The organism is Streptomyces sp. B21-083, assembly GCF_036898825.1.
Classification (GTDB): Bacteria; Actinomycetota; Actinomycetes; order Streptomycetales; family Streptomycetaceae; genus Streptomyces.
In genome coordinates, this window is sequence record NZ_JARUND010000002.1 from 4428249 (window position 1) to 4446831 (window position 18583).

20 protein-coding genes are annotated in these 18583 nt (G+C 70.3%); 10 read left to right on the forward strand and 10 right to left on the reverse strand.

Annotated features, from left to right (window positions below):
- Positions 1-2 precede the first annotated feature (2 nt).
- Entirely contained in the window at positions 3-1685 is a 1683-nt protein-coding gene (gene dacB, locus QA861_RS43915) for a D-alanyl-D-alanine carboxypeptidase/D-alanyl-D-alanine endopeptidase (RefSeq protein WP_334594542.1), read from the reverse strand.
- A gap of 79 nt (positions 1686-1764) precedes the next feature.
- Between dacB and QA861_RS43920 the strand changes: the two genes are divergently transcribed.
- Together QA861_RS43920 and QA861_RS43925 are read left to right on the forward strand one after the other, a co-directional pair.
- The gene (locus QA861_RS43920) at positions 1765-2256 is read left to right on the forward strand and encodes an inorganic diphosphatase (protein ID WP_006375593.1); all 492 of its coding nucleotides are present in this window, start codon (positions 1765-1767) and stop codon (positions 2254-2256) included.
- 116 nt (positions 2257-2372) lie between these two features.
- Positions 2373-4076 (forward strand): threonine/serine exporter family protein, encoded by a 1704-nt coding sequence (locus QA861_RS43925; RefSeq protein WP_334594543.1) that lies wholly within the window; start codon positions 2373-2375, stop codon positions 4074-4076.
- Positions 4077-4206: 130 nt separating this feature from the next.
- On the opposite strand, the gene QA861_RS43930 is transcribed toward QA861_RS43925, so the two are convergent.
- A complete protein-coding gene (locus QA861_RS43930) occupies positions 4207-5070 on the reverse strand; it encodes a DedA family protein (protein WP_334594544.1) in 864 nt (287 codons plus the stop codon).
- Positions 5071-5217: 147 nt separating this feature from the next.
- Between QA861_RS43930 and QA861_RS43935 the strand changes: the two genes are divergently transcribed.
- Positions 5218-5583 (forward strand): YbjQ family protein, encoded by a 366-nt coding sequence (locus QA861_RS43935; protein ID WP_319096952.1) that lies wholly within the window; start codon positions 5218-5220, stop codon positions 5581-5583.
- Between the two features lie 28 nt (positions 5584-5611).
- Here QA861_RS43935 and QA861_RS43940 read toward each other — a convergent pair whose 3' ends face one another.
- Entirely contained in the window at positions 5612-6373 is a 762-nt protein-coding gene (locus QA861_RS43940; protein WP_334594545.1) for a MerR family transcriptional regulator, read from the reverse strand.
- Positions 6374-6462: 89 nt separating this feature from the next.
- On the opposite strand from QA861_RS43940, the gene gad reads away from it, so the two are divergent.
- The gene (gad, locus tag QA861_RS43945) at positions 6463-7890 is read left to right on the forward strand and encodes a glutamate decarboxylase (protein ID WP_334594546.1); all 1428 of its coding nucleotides are present in this window, start codon (positions 6463-6465) and stop codon (positions 7888-7890) included.
- Positions 7891-8224: 334 nt separating this feature from the next.
- Here gad and QA861_RS43950 read toward each other — a convergent pair whose 3' ends face one another.
- On the reverse strand, positions 8225-8371 hold the full coding sequence (locus QA861_RS43950) for a hypothetical protein (RefSeq protein ID WP_334594547.1): 147 nt from the start codon (positions 8369-8371) through the stop codon (positions 8225-8227).
- A 233-nt stretch (positions 8372-8604) separates the two neighbouring features.
- Here QA861_RS43950 and QA861_RS43955 point away from each other — a divergent pair, with 233 nt between their 5' ends.
- Positions 8605-8862, forward strand: a complete 258-nt coding sequence (locus QA861_RS43955) for a hypothetical protein (RefSeq protein ID WP_334594548.1) — start codon at positions 8605-8607, stop codon at positions 8860-8862.
- 21 nt (positions 8863-8883) lie between these two features.
- Here the strand turns inward: QA861_RS43955 and QA861_RS43960 are convergent, their stop codons facing one another.
- The gene (locus QA861_RS43960) at positions 8884-9867 is read right to left on the reverse strand and encodes a LuxR C-terminal-related transcriptional regulator (RefSeq protein WP_334594549.1); all 984 of its coding nucleotides are present in this window, start codon (positions 9865-9867) and stop codon (positions 8884-8886) included.
- Between the two features lie 122 nt (positions 9868-9989).
- On the opposite strand from QA861_RS43960, the gene QA861_RS43965 reads away from it, so the two are divergent.
- Together QA861_RS43965 and QA861_RS43970 are read left to right on the forward strand one after the other, a co-directional pair.
- Positions 9990-10541, forward strand: a complete 552-nt coding sequence (locus QA861_RS43965; protein WP_334594550.1) for a Rossmann-fold NAD(P)-binding domain-containing protein — start codon at positions 9990-9992, stop codon at positions 10539-10541.
- A gap of 113 nt (positions 10542-10654) precedes the next feature.
- Positions 10655-11260, forward strand: a complete 606-nt coding sequence (locus QA861_RS43970; protein ID WP_334594551.1) for a LuxR C-terminal-related transcriptional regulator — start codon at positions 10655-10657, stop codon at positions 11258-11260.
- Positions 11261-11355: 95 nt separating this feature from the next.
- On the opposite strand, the gene QA861_RS43975 is transcribed toward QA861_RS43970, so the two are convergent.
- The 4 genes from QA861_RS43975 to QA861_RS43990 form a co-directional block, all read right to left on the reverse strand.
- The gene (locus QA861_RS43975) at positions 11356-12465 is read right to left on the reverse strand and encodes a 3-dehydroquinate synthase II family protein (protein WP_334594552.1); all 1110 of its coding nucleotides are present in this window, start codon (positions 12463-12465) and stop codon (positions 11356-11358) included.
- A 15-nt stretch (positions 12466-12480) separates the two neighbouring features.
- Positions 12481-13314, reverse strand: a complete 834-nt coding sequence (locus QA861_RS43980; protein WP_334594553.1) for a 2-amino-3,7-dideoxy-D-threo-hept-6-ulosonate synthase — start codon at positions 13312-13314, stop codon at positions 12481-12483.
- A 120-nt stretch (positions 13315-13434) separates the two neighbouring features.
- The gene (locus tag QA861_RS43985) at positions 13435-15027 is read right to left on the reverse strand and encodes a class I adenylate-forming enzyme family protein (RefSeq protein ID WP_334594554.1); all 1593 of its coding nucleotides are present in this window, start codon (positions 15025-15027) and stop codon (positions 13435-13437) included.
- A gap of 65 nt (positions 15028-15092) precedes the next feature.
- The gene (locus QA861_RS43990; RefSeq protein ID WP_334594555.1) at positions 15093-15395 is read right to left on the reverse strand and encodes a multicopper oxidase domain-containing protein; all 303 of its coding nucleotides are present in this window, start codon (positions 15393-15395) and stop codon (positions 15093-15095) included.
- Positions 15396-15646: 251 nt separating this feature from the next.
- Here QA861_RS43990 and QA861_RS43995 point away from each other — a divergent pair, with 251 nt between their 5' ends.
- From QA861_RS43995 to QA861_RS44005, 3 genes are all read left to right on the forward strand, one after another.
- Positions 15647-17158 carry a SagB/ThcOx family dehydrogenase gene (locus QA861_RS43995; RefSeq protein ID WP_334594556.1) on the forward strand — a complete coding sequence of 504 codons (1512 nt, stop codon included), beginning with the start codon at positions 15647-15649 and terminating at the stop codon, positions 17156-17158.
- Between the two features lie 272 nt (positions 17159-17430).
- Complete coding sequence (locus tag QA861_RS44000; protein WP_334594557.1) at positions 17431-17607, forward strand: thiazolylpeptide-type bacteriocin; 177 nt, start codon at positions 17431-17433, stop codon at positions 17605-17607.
- Positions 17608-17640: 33 nt separating this feature from the next.
- On the forward strand, positions 17641-17808 hold the full coding sequence (locus QA861_RS44005) for a thiazolylpeptide-type bacteriocin (protein ID WP_334594558.1): 168 nt from the start codon (positions 17641-17643) through the stop codon (positions 17806-17808).
- A 142-nt stretch (positions 17809-17950) separates the two neighbouring features.
- Here QA861_RS44005 and QA861_RS44010 read toward each other — a convergent pair whose 3' ends face one another.
- Positions 17951-18517 (reverse strand): hypothetical protein, encoded by a 567-nt coding sequence (locus QA861_RS44010; protein WP_334594559.1) that lies wholly within the window; start codon positions 18515-18517, stop codon positions 17951-17953.
- Positions 18518-18583: the final 66 nt, after the last annotated feature.

Below are 18583 nucleotides of genomic sequence, written 5' to 3' on the forward strand. Positions count from 1 at the left end.
GGTCAGCAGCCGCAGGCCGCCAGCGCCGTCGCCGTGCGGTCCAAGGCTGCCTGGGCCGCCGTCCGGTCGGTGGTGTCGGCGGCGAGGAAGGCGAAGGCCAGCAGGCGGCCGTCCCGGTCGACGACCGTGCCCGCCAGGGTGTTCACACCGGTCAGGGTGCCCGTCTTGGCCCGTACGACGCCTGCCGCGCCGTCCGTGTAGCGCGTGCTCAGGGTGCCGGTGAAGCCCGCCACGGGGAGGCCCGTGAGCGCCGCGCGCAGTTCGGGGTGGGCCGGGTCGCCGGCCTTGGCCAGCAGGGCTGTGAGGAGGTTCGGGGTGAGGAGGTCGGCGCGGTTGAGACCGCTGCCGTCCGCGAAACGGGCGCCGGACATGGGCAGTCCGAGCTTCCCCAGCTGGGTACGGATGGCCCGCCCGCCCCCCGCGAAGTCGGGCCGGACGCCCGTGGCGAGCGCGGTCTGGCGGGCGAGGGCCTCCGCGAGGTCGTTGTCGCTGTCGGTCAGCATGCGCTCGACGAGGGCGGAGAGCGGCGGCGAGGAGACCTTCGCGAGGGTGGTCGCGCGGCCCGTGGCCTTGGACGGGCCTGGGGAGGTCGTTTTGATGCCGTGCTTCGCCAGGAGGGCCGCGAAGGTGCGGGTGGCGTCCGCCGCCGGCTCGGTGCTGCGGTCGGCCGTTCCACTGGTTGAGTCGTTCGTGCGGGCCTCGTCGGCCATGAGGGCGCTGACCGGGGCGAGGTTGCCGCCGTTGTCGGCCCCGATCGGGTGGAGTTCCGGGCCGGCGTAGAGCGTGGTGTCGTACGACAGCGTCACCTGGCCCACGCCGCGCTTCTTGAGGGCGGTGGCCGTCGAGTCGGCCAGGGTGCGCAGGCTCGCCCAGCCCTCCGGGTCCGTACGGGCCGTCAGGGTGGGGTCGCCGCCGCCGACCAGGACGAGTTCGTTGGTGTCGGGCTCCAGGGCGGCCCGGGTGGTGAGGCGGTGGTCGGCGCCCATCGCGGAGAGCGCGGCGACAGCCGTGGCGATCTTCGTGGTCGACGCGGGGACGAGCGCCTCGCCCGCGCCCAGGCCGTACAGGCGCTTCCCGGTGGCGATGTCGACGACGGCGGCCGTCTGGCGGGTGCCGAGGGCCGGGTTCCTCAGGAGCGGGTCCAGAACGGCCGCGAGGGCTTTCCCTGCGGGCGCCGCCCGCAGGGTGCCGGTGGCGCTGCCGAGGCCGGCCAGCACCGAGGGAGCGCTCGGCGCGGGTGCGGGCGCCCCGGCCGACGTACCCGAGGTGGCGGACGTACCGGAATTACGTCCGTGATCTGCGCCACCGGATCGTTCCTGGACGGCGGCCCAGTCCCGCTCGGCCGTACGCTGGCCGGACGAGTCCCAGGGGCCGGCGGCGGTCACCACGCCGGCGGTCAGCGCCAGTCCGGCGGTGGCGGCGCCCGCGGTGTACTGCCAGGTCCGAAGGGTCTTCGGCATCGGCAACGGCAGTATCTTCAGGGTGTTCGGTCTCGGGAGACCGGCGAGCTTCGGGCCCACCGTCCGTGTGATCCGCGCGACCCGCGGTTTCACGGCCGCCGCGGCCCGTCCGAGCTGCGGTTTCACCGTTGCCGCAGCCTGGGTGAGACGGGGTCGTACGGTGCGGACGAGCCGCGCCGCCCTCGGCCTCGCGGCCCGCCAAGGCCCCAGCTCCGGCACGACCACCAGCCCCTTTCGCGATCACACACCAGCGTGAGGGACACTTAACCACCAGAACTATGTGTTGATCATGGAGGAGCCACCGGTGGAGTTCGACGTCACGATCGAGATTCCGAAGGGTTCACGGAACAAGTACGAGGTGGACCACGAGACCGGTCGGATCCGTCTGGACCGTCGCCTCTTCACCTCGACCAGCTACCCGGCCGACTACGGCTTCGTCGAGAACACCCTCGGCGAGGACGGCGACCCGTTGGACGCGCTGGTCATCCTGGACGAGCCGACCTTCCCCGGCTGTCTCATCCAGTGCCGCGCCATCGGCATGTTCCGGATGACGGACGAGGCCGGCGGCGACGACAAGCTGCTGTGCGTGCCCGCGCACGACCCGCGCGTGGAGCACCTGCGGGACATCCACCACGTGTCGGAGTTCGACCGTCTGGAGATCCAGCACTTCTTCGAGGTCTACAAGGACCTGGAGCCCGGCAAGTCCGTCGAGGGCGCCAACTGGGTCGGCCGCACGGACGCCGAGGCCGAGATCGAGCGGTCGTACAAGCGCCTCAAGGAGCAGGGCGGCCACTGAGCCCTCCTGACACCCGTCACGCCAACGGGCCGCACGCGTACGCGTGCGGCCCGTTCGTGTCTCTGTGCGCATACTGAAAGGCGTACTGGAGGGGCACGCGCAGGGAGCGATACGGAGTGACGGACGAGGACCGCAAACCGGCGTCGGACGAAGCCGGGGGCGTCTACGCGATCCCCCTCGGCGGTGTGACGGTCGGTGGCGTCGGCGACGGGGAGTCGGCCACCACCTCCGAGTTCGCCCTCCCCGATGGGCTGGCCCCGCCGAAGCCCGTCGTCGGTGAGTCCGAGACGACCTCCGAGTTCTCCCTGCCGGACGGGCTCGACGTTCCGCAGCCGACCGGCGGCGAATTCGAGGGCTCGGCCTTCAGCACCCCGCGCACCTACCGGGCGCCCGCGTTCACGCCGCCCTCCGGCATCCCTGTGGTCAGTCTCACCAAGGACGTGCCCTGGCAGGACCGGATGCGCACGATGCTGCGGATGCCGGTGGCCGAGCGGCCCGCGCCGGAACGGATGCAGAAGGCGGCCGAGGAGGACGGGCCGGCCGTCCCGCGCGTGCTCGACATGACGCTGCGCATCGGCGAACTGCTGCTCGCGGGCGGCGAGGGCGCCGAGGACGTGGAGGCGGCCATGTTCGCCGTCTGCCGGTCCTACGGCCTCGACCGCTGCGAGCCGAACGTCACTTTCACCCTGCTGTCGATCTCGTACCAGCCCTCGCTCGTCGAGGATCCCGTGACGGCGTCACGGACGGTCCGGCGCCGGGGCACCGACTACACGCGCCTGGCGGCCGTCTACCGGCTCGTGGACGACCTGAGCGACTCGGAGACCGCCACGTCTCTGGAAGAGGCTTACAGGCGCCTTGCGGAGATCCGGCGGAACCGGCACCCGTATCCCGGCTGGGGGCTCACCGTGGCCGCCGGGCTGCTCGCGGGCGCCGCCTCCGTGCTCGTCGGCGGTGACCTGGTCGTGTTCGTGGCGGCGGCGCTCGGCGCGATGCTGGGCGACCGGCTGGCGTGGCTGTGCGCGGGGCGCGGGCTGCCGGAGTTCTACCAGTTCACGGTGGCCGCGATGCCGCCGGCCGCGATAGGGGTCGCGCTGACGGCCGCGCACGTGGACGTGAAGGCGTCCGCCGTGATCACCGGTGGGCTGTTCGCGCTGCTGCCCGGGCGGGCGCTGGTGGCCGGGGTGCAGGACGGGCTGACCGGGTTCTACATCACCGCGTCCGCGCGTCTGCTGGAGGTCATGTACTTCTTCGTGGGCATCGTCGTCGGGGTGTTGCTGATCCTGTACTTCGGCGTGAAGCTGGGCGCCGAGCTCAATCCGGACGTGGCGCTGGGGAGCGCGGCGCGGCCCCTGTGGCAGATCGGCGCGTCCATGCTGCTGTCGCTGACCTTCGCGATCATGCTTCAGCAGGAACGTTCCACCGTGCTCATCGTGACGCTCAACGGGGGTGTGGCGTGGAGCGTGTACGGCGCGATGAGCTACACCGGCAACTTCTCGCCGGTGGCCTCGACGGCCGTCGCCGCGGGACTGGTCGGGCTGTTCGGGCAGTTGCTGTCGCGGTACCGGTACGCGTCGGCCCTGCCGTACACCACGGCTGCGATCGGGCCTCTGTTGCCGGGGTCGGCGACGTATTTCGGGCTGTTGTCGATCGCGCAGAACGACATGGACGCGGGGTTGGTGTCGCTGTCGAAGGCGGCGGCGCTGGCGATGGCCATCGCGATCGGGGTGAATCTGGGGTCGGAGATCTCGCGGTTGTTCCTGCGTGTGCCGAGCGGCTCCGCCGGGGGTAGGCGGGCTGCCAAGCGGACGCGAGGGTTTTAGCGCGGGGTGCGTTCGCTTGGCGTTGGGCGCCTAGGAAATCGGGAGGTTCTGGCTCACGGCGGGTGCGGGTGCGTTGTGGCTTGTCGCGCAGTTCCCCGCGCCCCTAGGTGGGCTGCCCTCCCCTCAGTTCTCAGTTCTGGGGGTAGCCGTTGTTGTTCTGGTTGCCGTACGGGTACTGCTGCTGGGGCTGTTGCTGGTAGCCGTAGTCCTGGTTGTACTGCTGCTGGTAGCCCTGCGGGTACTGCTGCTGGTCGTAGTACTGGTCCTCGGGCTGCTGGGCCGGGGGGATGCGGCGGAGCTGGGTCGTCGCGTCGTCCATCGGGGGCTGGTACTGCTGCTGGGCCGGGGGCTCGGGCTGCTGGGGCGGGTTCTTCTTGGCCTTGCTGCGGGCTCGGGCGAACTCGATGATGATCGGGACGACCGAGATGAGGACGATCAGCAGCAGGATCGGTTCGATGTTCTTCTTGACGAAGTCGATGTTGCCGAGCCAGGAGCCGAGCAGCGTGACGCCCGCGCCCCACAGGACGCCGCCGATGACGTTGAAGGTCAGGAACGAGCGGTACTTCATGCCGCTGACGCCTGCGATGATCGGCGTGAACGTGCGCACGATGGGCACGAAGCGGGCCAGGACGAGGGACTTCGGGCCGTACTTCTCGAAGAACTCGTGGGCCTTGGTGACGTTCTCCTGCTTGAAGAGGCGGGAGTCCGGCCGGTTGAAGAGCGACGGGCCGACCTTCTTGCCGAACATGTAGCCCGCCTGGTCGCCGAGGACCGCGGCGAGACAGATGAGGGCGACCGCCCCCCACAGGGGGAAGTCCAGCGTGCCGGCGGTGATCAGCAGGCCCGCCGTGAACAGCAGCGAGTCGCCCGGCAGGAAGAAGCCGATGAGCAGACCGGACTCGGCGAACACGATCAGGAGCAGGCCCCAGATGCCGAACTGGTCCAACAGGTAGTCCGGATCCAGCCAGCTCGGTCCGAGGGCAAGCGTCGTCACTGTTCCGGGCTCCTGAGGCTTGGCAAAGACGTGGCAGAGAAGAGTGGGGCCAAAGCTATCAACGCGATGTGACCCCTCCGGGTTCCCCACCTTCCCCGCGTCACTCCGGGGTGCGCTGTGCGGGAACTGGTACCACCCTGTGAGGTTATGGGCATCGAAGAGTACGGCGGCGGCCAGGGACCTCAGTCCGATGTGCTCGTCGTGACGACGAACGACGTACCCGGCCATCGGGTCGAGCAGGTCATCGGTGAGGTCTTCGGGCTGACCGTGCGGTCGCGGCATCTCGGCAGCCAGATCGGGGCCGGACTGAAGTCGATGATCGGCGGCGAGCTGAAGGGGCTGACCAAGACGCTTGTGGAGACCCGTAATCAGGCTATGGACCGTCTTGTCGAGCAGGCACGCGCGCGTGGCGCCAACGCCGTGCTCGCCTTCCGTTTCGACGTGACCGAGGCCGCCGACGTGGGCACGGAGGTGTGCGCGTACGGGACCGCGGTGGTCCTGGCCCGGGAGTGAGTGACCACGCCCCCGGACCAGGTCGCCTCTACGAGGTGTGCCGGGCCGCGTTCGCCGTGATCGCCTCGCGCAGGTGTTCGGCGAGGCCCGGGCGCATGGAGTCGTAGAACTCCTTGAAGCGCTCGTCGGAGACGTACATGTCGGCGAGCCCCTGGTGGGCTTCGTACGTGCATTCGTAGAACCACTTGCTGATGTGCCGCCGGTGTTCCTCGGCCATGGTCATGGCCGCCTCGCCGGACGGGGGTTCACCCGCAGCCATCAGGGCGTCGTAGCGCTCGCCCCAGGAGGCCACCTCGGCCTGCATGCGCTTCCAGTCGTCCTTCGTGTACGTGGCCGCGCGGCGCTGCGACTCGGCGTACGCGTCCGTGCCGCCCCAGCGGCGCTCGGCCTCCTCCGCGTGTGCCTCCGGGTCCTTGTCGCCGAAGACCTCGAACTTCTCCTCGGGCGTGAGGTTGATGCCCATTCTGCGTGCCTCCATGGCGTGCTCCACGGCCGCCGCCATCTGCTGGAGCCGTTCGATCCGGGCGGTCAGCAACTCGTGCTGACGGCGCAACTGCGCGCGCGGGTCCGCCTTCGGGTCGTCCAGCAGGGCGGCGACCTCCTCGAGCGGGAAGCCGAGCTCCCGGTAGAAAAGGATCTGCTGCAGCCGGTCGAGGTCGGCGTCGTCGTAGCGCCGGTGGCCCGCATGGCTGCGTCCGCCCGGCACCAAGAGACCGATCTCGTCGTAGTGGTGCAGGGTGCGCACCGTGACACCGGCGAAACCGGCGACCTGTCCTACCGAGTAGCTCACTTCCGCTCCCTTCTTGGGTACGCGCTCCACAGTGCGTCCTCACGTGGCGTGAGGTGCAAGCCTCGCGGCCCGGCCCTAACGTCGTACACATGCCACTGCACCGAGGGGACAGCGAAGCATCTGACGACAAGGGCGGCGGGCGCAGGCTCTCCGTCAACCCCTTCTACGGGGAGGCGAATCCGGTCGGCGGTATGACCGAGGCCCCGCCCACGCACCGGCTCGGGGACGCCCCGCTGCCGCCGTCGACGGCGTACCAGCTCGTGCACGACGAACTGATGCTCGACGGCAACTCGCGGCTCAACCTGGCCACCTTCGTCACCACCTGGATGGAACCCCAGGCCGGGGTCCTGATGGGTGAGTGCCGGGACAAGAACATGATCGACAAGGACGAGTACCCCCGCACGGCCGAGCTGGAGCGGCGCTGCGTGGCGATGCTCGCCGATCTGTGGAACGCGCCCGATCCGGCCGCCGCCGTGGGCTGCTCGACCACGGGTTCGAGTGAGGCGTGCATGCTGGCCGGGATGGCGCTCAAGCGGCGGTGGGCGGCACGCAACGCCGACCGGTATCCGGGGCGGGACGTACGGCCGAACCTGGTCATGGGTGTCAACGTGCAGGTCTGCTGGGACAAGTTCTGCAACTTCTGGGAGGTGGAGGCGCGGCAGGTGCCCATGGAGGGCGAGCGGTTCCATCTCGATCCGCAGGCGGCGGCCGAGCTGTGCGACGAGAACACCATCGGGGTCGTCGGGATCCTCGGCTCGACCTTCGACGGGTCCTACGAGCCCGTCGCGGAGCTGTGCGCGGCCCTGGACGCCCTGCAGGAGCGGACCGGGCTCGACATCCCCGTGCATGTCGACGGGGCCTCAGGAGCCATGGTGGCGCCTTTCCTGGACGAGGACCTGGTGTGGGACTTCCGGCTGCCGCGCGTCGCCTCGATCAACACCTCGGGCCACAAGTACGGGCTGGTCTACCCGGGCGTCGGCTGGGCGCTGTGGCGGGACAAGGAGGCGCTCCCCGAGGAGCTCGTCTTCAGCGTCAACTACCTGGGCGGCGACATGCCGACGTTCGCGCTCAACTTCTCGCGCCCCGGGGCCCAGGTGGTCGCGCAGTACTACACGTTCCTTCGGCTGGGCCGCGACGGCTACCGGGCCGTGCAGCAGACCACGCGGGACGTGGCGCGCTCCCTCGCCGGGCGGATCGAGGAGCTGGGCGACTTCCGGCTGCTCACCCGGGGCGACGAGTTGCCGGTCTTCGCCTTCACGACCGGGGCCGACGTGACCGCGTACGACGTCTTCGACGTCTCCCGGCGGCTGCGTGAGCGGGGCTGGCTGGTGCCCGCGTACACCTTCCCGGAGAACCGGCAGGACCTGTCCGTACTGCGGGTCGTGTGCCGCAACGGGTTCTCCTCGGACCTCGCCGAGCTGTTCGTGGAGGACCTGGTGCGGCTGCTGCCCGAACTGCGCCGGCAGCCGCGTCCGTCGACGCACGACAAGGACGCGGCCACCGGTTTCCATCACTAGGGTCTGTCCGGCGGATCATGCCGCAGACACGAGGCTTGGCACGCCGTCCCCAGAGGGGCCCCAGCGGCGTTGTCGTCGCTTGCCGACTCCCCACGCTCGACTTCGCTCGCGCGGGGGGGACCCCCATCGCGTCGTCGCCCTCCGCCGCCTTGCAGCCGTACGCACCAAGCCCCGCTCACCTGCACTGACGAGTCGCCGCCGGTTCCCCGCGACCTGATACGCCGGACAGGCCCCAGGGGGGGGCGACATCGCCATGGCCGGCCGCTACCAGTGGCCGTGACACACCCGCTCCTGGACCGCGCGCCAGCGCGTGCGGTGCAGGAGCGGGACTGGGTCAGCTGACGTCCAGGTCGAGGTCCTGGCTGTCGGAGGCGAAGTGGCGGCTGTCGGTGTCGATGGGTCGTACGCGCCAGGTCCCGTCGGTCACGGCCTTGAACTTGGCACCGAACGCTCCGTTGGCCAGGGTGGTGGAGCTGCCCACCTCTTTCCAGACCGTCCCGCCCGTGGGCTTGAAGTAGTAGCAGGAGGGTGGGCAACCTCCTGCCAGGCAGCTTCCTGGCCCCGGTAAACCTGGGTCCGGGCACTCCGGGGGTGATTTCCTTTGGTCATGCAGTCGAGGGCCTCAGGAACCCGCCGGCAGCACGCACCACACAGCACTCCCGAAGGAAACAGGAACGCCGCAGCACCAGTCTTGTCTACAGGGGGACAAACACCATGATTTCCATCGCCCGTTGTACCGCCGTTGCCACCAGCGTTGCCGCCACCGCCCTCATCGCCCTCCTCTGGGCGGCCCCGGCCGAGGCCGCCGGGCCCTCGACCACCTCGGTCGTCACCGGCACCGACGACTTCGTCTGGTCCCAGCCGATGCCCGTGATCCCGCACATCCCCTGCGCCGACATGAAGTTCCCGCAGTGCGTCACGGACCACGCGGACGACTTCGTGTGGGGCCGCATCATCCTCACGAAGCCGTGACACCGGGCTCTGGCCCCCGCGTCAGATCCACTCGCGGCGTGCCGCCAGCACCCCGGCTTCGAAACGGCTCGAGGCACCGAGACGCTCCATCAGGTCGGCCACGATGCGCCGTTCGGTGCGTACTCCAATGCCCAGGGCTCGCGCCACGGCATCGTCGGTGAGTCCCGTGGCGAGCAGCCGGAGCAGGCTTCTCTCCTGTGGGGTCAGCCCTACTATGGTGGCCTCGCAGGGGTTTCCGAAGGTACTGGAGTGCTCCCAGTACGCCTCGAAGAGTGCCCGCATCGCCAGGACGACCGGCTCGCTGTTGAACAGCAATGCGGACGGCTGGGCCTGACCGGGCAGACCCGCGACGATCGCCGCAGTGGTGTCCACGACGAGCAGCCGCATCGGCAGGGTCGGGGAGGTGCGCACCTCGCAGTTGCGTTCCGCCATCCACTGGGCGTGGCTCTTGGTCACGCGGTCGTTTGCGACGCTGTCCAGATAGATGGTCCGAAACCGCACTCCGCGCGCCATCGCGCGCTCGTTGAGCGGCTGGCCCGCCTCGATGGACTCTTGGGTGACCGTGTTGACCGGGTGGAAGGCGAGCGCTTCCCGCATACAGGATTCCGACAGCGCTTCGAGGCGGATGCGGATCTCGTCGACCGTGTCGAGGTGTTCCGTGCCGTCCAGGGTGCCCGACCAGCTCGACGCCGTGTATTCGGCCGCGAGGGCGGACAGTGCGGCCCGGCTCTGTTCGATCCGCTGCTGTCGGGAGGCCAGTTCGTTCTGTTCTCGCTGGAGCAGCACTTTCAAGCCGAGCGAGGGGTTGACGGGGCGCAGTCCACCCGGCGCCTCGCGCGACGTGGCGAGCAGGGAAAGCTGGGCAAGTTTGTCAAGAGCCTCTTGTACGTCCTCGGGCGTGCTGTCCAGAAGTACGGCCAACTTCTCCGGGTCGTGCTCCCTATGAAAAAGGATTGCCCGGTACACACCGAGCGTCTGCTGATCTAGTTCCAAAACCTCGTCCACGTGGCGTTCTCCCCGTTATTCGAACCACGCCTGAACGGTACCCCGATGTTCGTACGCCTCGACAGCCGAATACGAGTCCAGGCCAACCGCGCTGCGGACAACAGCGCGTCCCAGGAGGTTTCATGTTCCGCCAAGCACCTCCGGCCGACTTGCCGCTGGCCCGCAGCGTCGTCCTGGTGATCGACGCGACCATCGGAATCGGCCGGGTCCTCACCCGCCGCCTGTGCCTCGCTGGGGCGTCCGTCGCGGTGGTCGGCGCCGGTCACCGGGAACGCGGCGACGACGCGGCGGCCAACGCGGCCTTCCTCTGCAAGGAGCTCGCCGCGCTCGGGCTGGTGGCGCTGCCGTACCGGGTCGACGTGGACCGGCCGGAGACCGTAGGGGCGCTGCCCGGGCACATCGCCGCGGACATGGGACCCGTCACGGAGTCCGTCGTGGTGCTGGCCCCGGCCCCGGCCGGGAGCGCCCTGGCCGGCTGGTTCCGGGAGGCGTCGGCGCTGCTGTCGGCGGCGCTGCCGCCGGGGGCGCGGCACATCGAGGTCACGCTCTCCGACGGCATGAGCCTGAAGGAGGCCGCCGACTGCGTCGTCGGTCAGCTCCTGGCCGACCGCCGGTACCGGGGCGCGCCGCCCCTCTGGGAGCGGGAAGCCTCGAGGGCCCACCGCAGTCCGTGAGTGAGTGAGCACGTGACTGACCGTTCATCCCATTTCCTTCCTTCCCTTCCCAGCCGCCGGCGGTCCGTCACCGGCCGGTCCGCACCTGCTGTATCGAGCCCGGGGGTCGTTTCATGTCCGTACGAGTCGTCGTCGCCGGCGATCACCAGCTGGTCCTGGAGGCGTTCGCCGAGACGCTCAACCGGGCGAGCGGTCTGGACGTCGTAGGGCTCGCCACGGCGCCCGAAGCGGTCCTGCCGGCCGTCGAGCGCCACCGTCCGACGGTCCTGCTGCTCAGCGAGAGCACCATGGGAGGCAAGGCCCTGAAGGTGGCCACGGAGGTCCGCTCGCTGTACCAGTGGTGCGGGGTGGCGATCATGGTGGGCGCGGCCACGCCCTCGGTGGTCGAACGGGCCATGGCGGCGGGCGCGCTGGGACTGGTGCCGAAGAACGCGCGGATCCCGCAGCTGATCACCACGCTCATGGGGGTGGCGGGCGGCTGTCTGACCGTGGACCCGGCGCTGATGCGGCCGCCGGCCGACGCCGAGGCGGCGCTCAGCGTGCGGGAGACGGACGTACTGCGGCTGACCGCGGGCGGCGCCACCGTGCGGGAGATCGCCGGGGAGTTGTACCTGGCCACCGGGACCGTACGCAACGTCACTTCGGCGGCGATGAAGAAGCTCGGCGGTCGCAACCGCTTCGACGCGGCGCGCATCGCCGGGGAGCACGGGTGGCTGTGAGGGCCGGCGGGCAGGCTCGGCGCGGACGCGCGCCGGCCCCGGCACGGAGCGTGCCGGGGCTAGACGGGAGAGCGATCGCGCCGTTCGCTCGGGTACTACTTCTCCAGGCAGAACTCGTTGATCGGGTAGCCGACGTGACGGTCCGCCGTCGGCAGGTGCCCAAGGATCGTGTCGCCCGGCTTCAGCTCCGTGCTGTTGAGGACCGACGCACCGGGACCGAGGACCCGCACGTGCCAGTCGTCCTGCAGGATCAGGTTTACCGCCTGTCCGTTGTCCGCGACCGCGTCGATGGAGATGAGCGGCCTGGTCTCGATCTTGACCCGGCCGACGCTGACGGGACGGGTACGCCCGGAGACGTCCACGGCCAGCACGGTGCTGCCCGCGTGCAGCTCGCTGAGGTAGTTCGTCCGGCCGCCCTGCGAGACGGTGTACGAGTGCAGCGCGCCGGCGTTGACCCGGAAGGGCCGCGTCGGCATGTACGGCAGGGGGTGGGTCTCGCTGACACAGAGCACCATGCCTTTGGAGTGCGAGCCGACCAGGATTCCCTCGTCCTTGCGGAAGTGGGTCGTGGTGTCGACGCAGGCGCGGTCGCCCATGCCGATGTGCGTGGCCGCCGTGACGGTCAGCTCCACGAGGGCGATCTCGCCGGTGCGGGCGGTGGCCGCCGTGCGGAGCGCGGTGGCGTCGCCGACCTCCGAGCCCGCCATGAGGACGCCGTCCGAACCGAGTTCGAGGACGCCGTAGACGATCTCGGCCTCCTCCTGGTCGGCGGCGGTGGTGATGATCGAGCCGGGTGCGCCGGACGCGGCGGCGATGACGATCTCCAGCGGGATCTTCGTGGGGTCGCGGAAGCGCAGTACGCTCCACGCCTCCAGGCGGGCGGCGAGGCAGGCGTCCTCGAGCGTGTCGGCGTCGACGATCTCGACGTACCGGCCGAACTCCATGTCGGGGTGGGCCAGGGCGATGTCGGTACGGGCCTCCTTGCCGCCGGGCACGATCACCAGGTCGGCGGTGCCGAGGTCGGCCGGGACCTGGCCGTCTTCGAACAGCAGGATCTTCTTGACGGTCGGGGGCAGACCGTCGAAGGCGGCCGGGTCGGCGGCGACGACACCGTCGATCTTCTGGTGCACCGCCTCTTCGAGTACGGTGCCGGTGACGGGACCGGCGTTACGGATGTCAAGCCAGCAGAGCTTGGTGTCCGACATGATGCGGACCTCCTGTCAGATGGTCGAAAGGGAATCTTCGAGATGGGCGGGGGTGAGGCGTTCGTCGACGAAGCGGCGGGCGCCGGCGAGGCCGGGCTCGGCGGGTGCGCCGGGGGTGAACCCCTCCGGCGCGAAGTGCTGTTCCGGGAAGTGGTGCACGATGCGGGCCACCTTGAAGGCGAGCCCGCGGGGGTCCGTGGCCTGGAAGATGTTGCGGCCCATGGCCACGCCGCCCGCACCGCCCGCGATGGCGGCGCGCACGTACTCCAGGACGTCCTCCTCCGCGTCGAGCGCCGGTCCGCCCGCGACGAGCACCGGAACGGGGCAGGCCGCGGTCAGGTCGAGCATTTCGGCCGTGGAGCCGAGGAACACGGTCTTGACCAGGTCGGCCCCGAGGTCGGCGGCGATGGTCACCGCGTGCGCCACAACCTGCGGGTCACGGGGGTCGAGGATCCGGGGCCCCCGCGGGTAGACCATGGCGAGCAGCGGCAGGTTCCAGCGGTCGCACGCGTCCGCGATGCGCCCGAGGTCCCCGATCTGCTGCCGTTCGTCGTCGGAGCCGAGATTGACGTGGACGCTGACCGCGTCGGCCCCGAGCCGCAGGGCCTCCTCAACGTCGGCGACGACGTACTTGGCGTTCGGGTCCAGTGCCTGGCTGGTGCTCGCGTTCAGGTGGATGATCAGCGACATCGCGGCGAACCGCTCCGGGCTGATGTGGCGGACGCTGCCCTTGTGCAGAACGACGGCGTCCGATCCGGCAGCCGCGATCTGGCCCGCCAGGTGGTCGAGCGTGGTGCCCTTGGGCACCACGGGACCGTCGTGGATCGAATGGTCGAGCGGGGTGATCATCAACCCTGCGGTGCTGTGGCGATAGAGCCGCCTGAGCCTGACTGACCGGGCAAAATGCCCGTAATTTGTCATGGAGTGCCCTTTCTTTTGCGCACCGGGGCAGCCGGTGCGCAGGGTCCGTCACGCGACGGCGTGACGGGGCCCCGGACGGGCCTGGCTGCCCGGGGAGTCCTCGGTCGGGGTGGTCAGGGCCCGCAGGTAGGTGCGGTCCGGTTTCCCCGAGGCGGTGAGCGGGATCTGCGGCCAGTACGAGATGCACGCCGGCACGTGTTCCGGTGTGAGCACGTCGCGGACGAAGCCCTTCAGATCGCACGAGGTCCGGGTGGCCCCGCCGCTCAGCTCCACCGCCGCGTGCACCTGTTCGACCAGGTCGCGGTCGTGGACCCCGTAGACCACGGCCTGGCGCACCTGCGGATGGCGCAGGAGCGCCGCCTCGATGTCGGCCGGGTCGAGCTTGAGGCCGCCGTGCTTGATGACCTGTCCGATCCGCCCGTCAAGCCGCAGGTAGCCGTACGCGTCCCAGTGGCCGAGGTCCCCGGTGCGCAGCCAGCCGTCCCTCAGCACGGTCCCGGTCAGCTTCTCGTCGTCGAGGTAGCCGGCCGTGATGGTGGGCGAGGTGACCCAGATCTCCCCGCTCTGGCCGCGTTCCGCGGCCGTGCCGGAGCCGGGGACCCGGATGTCCACGGACACCCAGGGGAACGGCCGGCCCACCGAGCCGAGCAGTTCCGGTTCCCGGTGGTCGAGCGGGTTGAGGCTGCTGATGCCGCCCGCCTCCGTGGTCCCGTACACCTGGATGAGCACATCCCCGAAGAGCTCGACGGCCCGGGCCACCCGGGCGGGGGCCGCGGGGGTGCCGCTGTAAGTTATGCGGCGCAGCGAGCCCAGGTCGGTGCCGGCGGCGTCCGGATGCTCCATCAGTCGGTAGAGGTGGGGCACCGCGAGGTACACGTCGGTGACCCGGCGTTCGGCGAACGCCCGCAGTACCTCTCCGGCGTCGAAGCCGTCATGCATGACGACGACCCCGCCGGTCGATAGCACGGCGTCGGCCATGGGTGCGGTGGTGTGGCTGATCGGGGTGACGGAGAGCAGGGTCGCGGGTCCCCGGGGATCGAGGCCGTTCGCGAGCCGCCGCACCAGTTCCTCCCGGGTGCCGTAGCGCTGTTCCACCATCCTGGGTCTGCCGGTGCTGCCGCTGGTGAAGTCGACGACGGCGAGGTCGTCGGGCCGCAGGGGCGGGAAGCGTACGGGCAGTGCGGTCTCGGGAGGCCGCTCCCAGGGGATGGGCAGGACGGTGAGTCCGGGCATCCGGTGCGCGAGCCAGCGCCCCCGTTCGGCGCTCTCCTCGTCCACCAGCAGCAGCAGGGCTCCGGTGTCACGCAGCAGGCCGGTCTGGGTGGCGACGGAGAAGGTCTCGGTGTCGGTCCGGGGGTTCATCGAGCGCACGTAGACGGAGGTGGCCCCCAGGAGGTGGACCGCGTAGCGGGCGCTGAGCATCAGCGGGTGGTTGGGGCCGGTCAGAACGCCGACGGTGTCGCTGTGCCCGATACCGTGGGCGTGCAGCAGGGCGGTGGTACCGAGGATGGAGTCGGCCAGCTCACCCGCCGCGACGGTATTGTCGCGGCCGTTGTCGCGGCCGTGCAGGACGGCGCGGGCCCGGTCCTGCTCCAGCACGTCGAGGATCCGCCGCGCGTGCGGGCTGCTTGGGATGGCCATGTGTTCCTCCTTCCGGGAGGCTCGGGGGTGGGTCTCGAGGGATCTCGGGGGTGGGTGACAGTGCGTCAGGCGATCTTCTTCTGCGCCATCATTCCCATGGCGGATTGGTCGATCATGTGGCAGTGGTACGGGTAGAGCCAGCGGTGGGAGTTGAAAGTGAGCTGGAGCTTCGCGCTCTGGCCCGGCCACAGGAGGACCGTGTCCTTGAGGCCGCCGTCGCTCAGCCTCAGAGCCTGTGCGGCCGGGGCCGAGGCCGCCTGGGCCGGGCCGCCGGTGACGAGCGTCTGGAAGAGCCCGCCCGCGGCGCCGACCACGCCGAAACCGCCAACGGAGAGGCCGAGACTTATTGCATGACGACGAGTGAGCACGGGAACTTCCTTACGTCCTGCGCATGAAGGGTGTGAAGTCCTTATCTTTTCCCGAGCATGGGCGCCCCACCTGGGGAGCACCTAGCGTTTGTCCGGTGCACCTGGCATCTGTCACGCCAGTGCATGACCTCGGTCATCGAATCGGGAATTACGTGTCACCGGTTTTCCGGCGCCCCGGGCCCCGGGTCGGCGCGGCCCCCATAGTGGCGTGTCCGAAATAACCGATGGACCGCCCGACGGGAGACCCCGTAATGCAGACCGACACACCCCCGCCGCTCCGCACCGCCCCGGTGCTCCGGGGGGATGTCCGGCTCGCCTTCGAGGGCGAGACGGCCACCCTGACCGGCCCGGCCACCAGCTTGGTCCTGCGGCCCGTACGCGGCGCGGTGCGGACCGCGCTCACGCGGCTGGCGGCCGGCCCCGAGCCGCTCGACGAACTCCTGGAGGGTCTGGAGCCGGCCGAACGAGCGGGCGTGCGCCACCTCCTGGACCGTATGGGCCACCTCCTGCTGCACAGCGTGCTGAGCTGCGGGCCGGCCGCCGGGCGCCGGGAGCTGCTGCGGCTGGAGCCGGTGGCCCGGGACGCGCGCCTGGAGCCGGCGGCGCCCGCGCCGGGTACCGTGCTGCGGCTGTCCCGCTTCGCCTTCTGCCGCAGCCGCGCGGGGGTGCTCGTACTGGAGTCGCCGCTGGTGAAGTTCCGGGCCGTGCTCACGGATCCGGGGACGCGGGAGCTGGTGGCGGCGCTCGGCGCGAGGGCCTCGGCCGAGGCCCTCGCGGAAGGCTCGGCGCTGGCCTCCGAGGAAGTGGGCGATCTGCTCACGCACCTGGCGGGGGCGGGCCTGGCGGAGGCGGCGGACGCCTCGGGCGCCTTCCCGTCGGACACCGATCCCACCCTGCGTCAGTGGGACTTCCACGACCTGCTCTTCCACTCGCGCGTCCGCTCGGGGCGCTACGACGACGTCTTCGGCGCGGTCTACCCCTACCGTGGAGAGATCGCCCCCCAGCCGGCCGTCAAGCCGGTGCCCGGGGGTCCGGTGACGCCGCTGCACCGGCCCGACCGGGCGGATATCGCCCGCCGGGACCCGTCGCTGACCGATGCCATCGAGACGCGCCGCTCGATCCGCGGGTACGGGGACGGGGAGATGACGGCCGAGCAGCTGGGCGAGTTCCTGTACCGGGTCCAGCGGGTGCGCGCGCACTACACCCCCGAGCCTGGCAGCGACCGCGACGAGGTAATCTCGCGCCCCTACCCCAGCGGTGGCCAGGGCTACGAGCTTGAGCTGTACGTCACCGTGCGCCGCTGCGCGGGGCTGGCGCCGGGCAGCTACTACTACGATCCGGTGGCACACACGCTGGTCCTGGTCAACGCGGCCGAAACCGACCGGGAATCGCTCTTCCTGGTGGCCTCGCGGGCCACCGGCATGGAAGCCAGGCCGGACGTCCTGATCACGATGACGGCCCGCTTCCAGCGCATGGCCTGGAAGTACCGGGGCATCGCCTACGCCACGACGCTGCGGCACACGGGCGTGCTCTACCAGACGATGTACCTGGTCGCGACGGCCATGGGGCTGGCCCCCTGCGGCCTGGGCAACGGGGACGCGGACATGTCGGCGCGGGTGCTGGGCCTGGACTACCTGCGGGAGTCCTCTGTCGGGGACTTCCTGCTGGGCAGCCGCGCCCCGGACGACTCGGTGGCCGGCGAGCCCGGGGAGGGCTGGGAGATGCTCAACAGCCCCGAGTGGACCGTGGGCGGCGACCGCTGAGCGGGCCCGCCGCACCCCCTCGCACCGCCCGAAAGCGCCGGTTTCTCCTGTTCCTCCCGGGGGAGATCGGCGCTTTCGCATTCCGCATCGGGGGCGGCGGCATGACGTGGATTACGTGCGGCGTGACAACTGTCAGGCAACGGCCGAAAACCCTTGGCGACGCCCGGGTATGCGGGCATTCTCTAGTTGTGCAGCCGAGAGGGTGCGCAGAGAAAAGCGAAAGTGGGAAACAGAAAAATCCCACTCCTCAGGGAATTCGGAAAGGAATTCACATGAGCATTGACGACATCAAGAACGCGGCCGACGCGGACAAGACCTTCGAGGGCTTCGACCTGGACCAGCTCGAGACCCTTGAGGTCGCCGACGGCGTGGCCCTCCCGGAGCTCGGTGCCTCCAGCGGCTCGATCGGCACCTCGTCCTCCTCGTCCTCCACCTGCTCCGCCTGCTGACCCAGGCTCTCTCGGACCGAAAGGCACACCATCATGAGCATCAACGACATCAACGGTGACGACGCGGCGTTCGACGCCTTCGACGTGGACCAGCTTGAGACCCTCGAGGTCGCCGACGGCGTGGCCCTCCCGGAACTGGGCGCATCCAGCGGCTCGATCGGCACCTCGTCGTCTTCGAGCTCGACCTGCTCCGCCTGCTGATCAGTCCTCACTGACTGATTGAGAGCAACAAAGGATGCGCCCATCCGGCCAACGGGTCGGATGGGTACATCCTTGTTCCAGACGCCACCGCTCTGGACGCCACTGTTCGAGACGCCGCACAGGCGGTGCTGTCGGTCTTGGCTCAACCGCGCACGGCGACGTGTAGCGAGGAGCCGAGCAGCACCACCGCGGCCCCCAGTCCCACCACCACCCGTACCGGCTCCGCCGCGGCCCCGGCCGCGACGGCGGCGAAGCCGACCACGGAGACGGCGGTCAGCAGCACGGCGGTCCACCTGTACTGCCACTGGTCGTACAGCCGGGCCAGCGGGAAGAAGTGCAGGCCGACCACCAGGCAGATGCCCGCCGGGATGAGCTCGGGGCGGCCGGCCACGTTCGACCCCGCGATCACGGCGAAGATGGCCACCACCTCGGCGAGGTTGACCAGCCCGACACCGCGGTTCCACTTCTCCGGGAGCCGCACCTGACGCACCGCGGCGCCGGCAGCGCCGCGGAAGGCCAGTACCACCGCCGCGGCGGTCAGTGCGGCCGCCACCACGCCGACCGTCACGGCCACCGGCATCGAAGCGATCCCCGACCCGCCCGCGAACGCCCATACGAGGGCGAAGGAGGCGAGCACGATCGCCCCGCGGCGGCGCAGGTTCTGGGTGAGCGCCTCGCACTCGGCCGTGGCCACGGCATCCAAAGTCATTACGCGAGTATACAACCGGCTTGTCTGCCTAACGGTGTTTTCCAGCCGCGCCTCGCGTTCGATTTC

Bases quoted from the DNA above. Each gene is read 5' to 3' on its own strand.
- QA861_RS43935 (WP_319096952.1), top strand. From the start codon at position 5,218: ATGGGCATCGAAGAGTACGGCGGCGGCCAGGGACCTCAGTCCGATGTG.
- gad (WP_334594546.1), top strand. From the start codon at position 6,463: ATGCCACTGCACCGAGGGGACAGCGAAGCATCTGACGACAAGGGCGGC.
- QA861_RS43955 (WP_334594548.1), top strand. From the start codon at position 8,605: ATGATTTCCATCGCCCGTTGTACCGCCGTTGCCACCAGCGTTGCCGCC.
- QA861_RS43965 (WP_334594550.1), top strand. From the start codon at position 9,990: ATGTTCCGCCAAGCACCTCCGGCCGACTTGCCGCTGGCCCGCAGCGTC.
- QA861_RS43970 (WP_334594551.1), top strand. From the start codon at position 10,655: ATGTCCGTACGAGTCGTCGTCGCCGGCGATCACCAGCTGGTCCTGGAG.
- QA861_RS43975 (WP_334594552.1), bottom strand. From the start codon at position 12,465: ATGTCGGACACCAAGCTCTGCTGGCTTGACATCCGTAACGCCGGTCCC.
- QA861_RS43980 (WP_334594553.1), bottom strand. From the start codon at position 13,314: ATGATCACCCCGCTCGACCATTCGATCCACGACGGTCCCGTGGTGCCC.
- QA861_RS43985 (WP_334594554.1), bottom strand. From the start codon at position 15,027: ATGGCCATCCCAAGCAGCCCGCACGCGCGGCGGATCCTCGACGTGCTG.
- QA861_RS43995 (WP_334594556.1), top strand. From the start codon at position 15,647: ATGCAGACCGACACACCCCCGCCGCTCCGCACCGCCCCGGTGCTCCGG.
- QA861_RS44000 (WP_334594557.1), top strand. From the start codon at position 17,431: ATGAGCATTGACGACATCAAGAACGCGGCCGACGCGGACAAGACCTTC.
- QA861_RS44005 (WP_334594558.1), top strand. From the start codon at position 17,641: ATGAGCATCAACGACATCAACGGTGACGACGCGGCGTTCGACGCCTTC.
- QA861_RS44010 (WP_334594559.1), bottom strand. From the start codon at position 18,517: ATGACTTTGGATGCCGTGGCCACGGCCGAGTGCGAGGCGCTCACCCAG.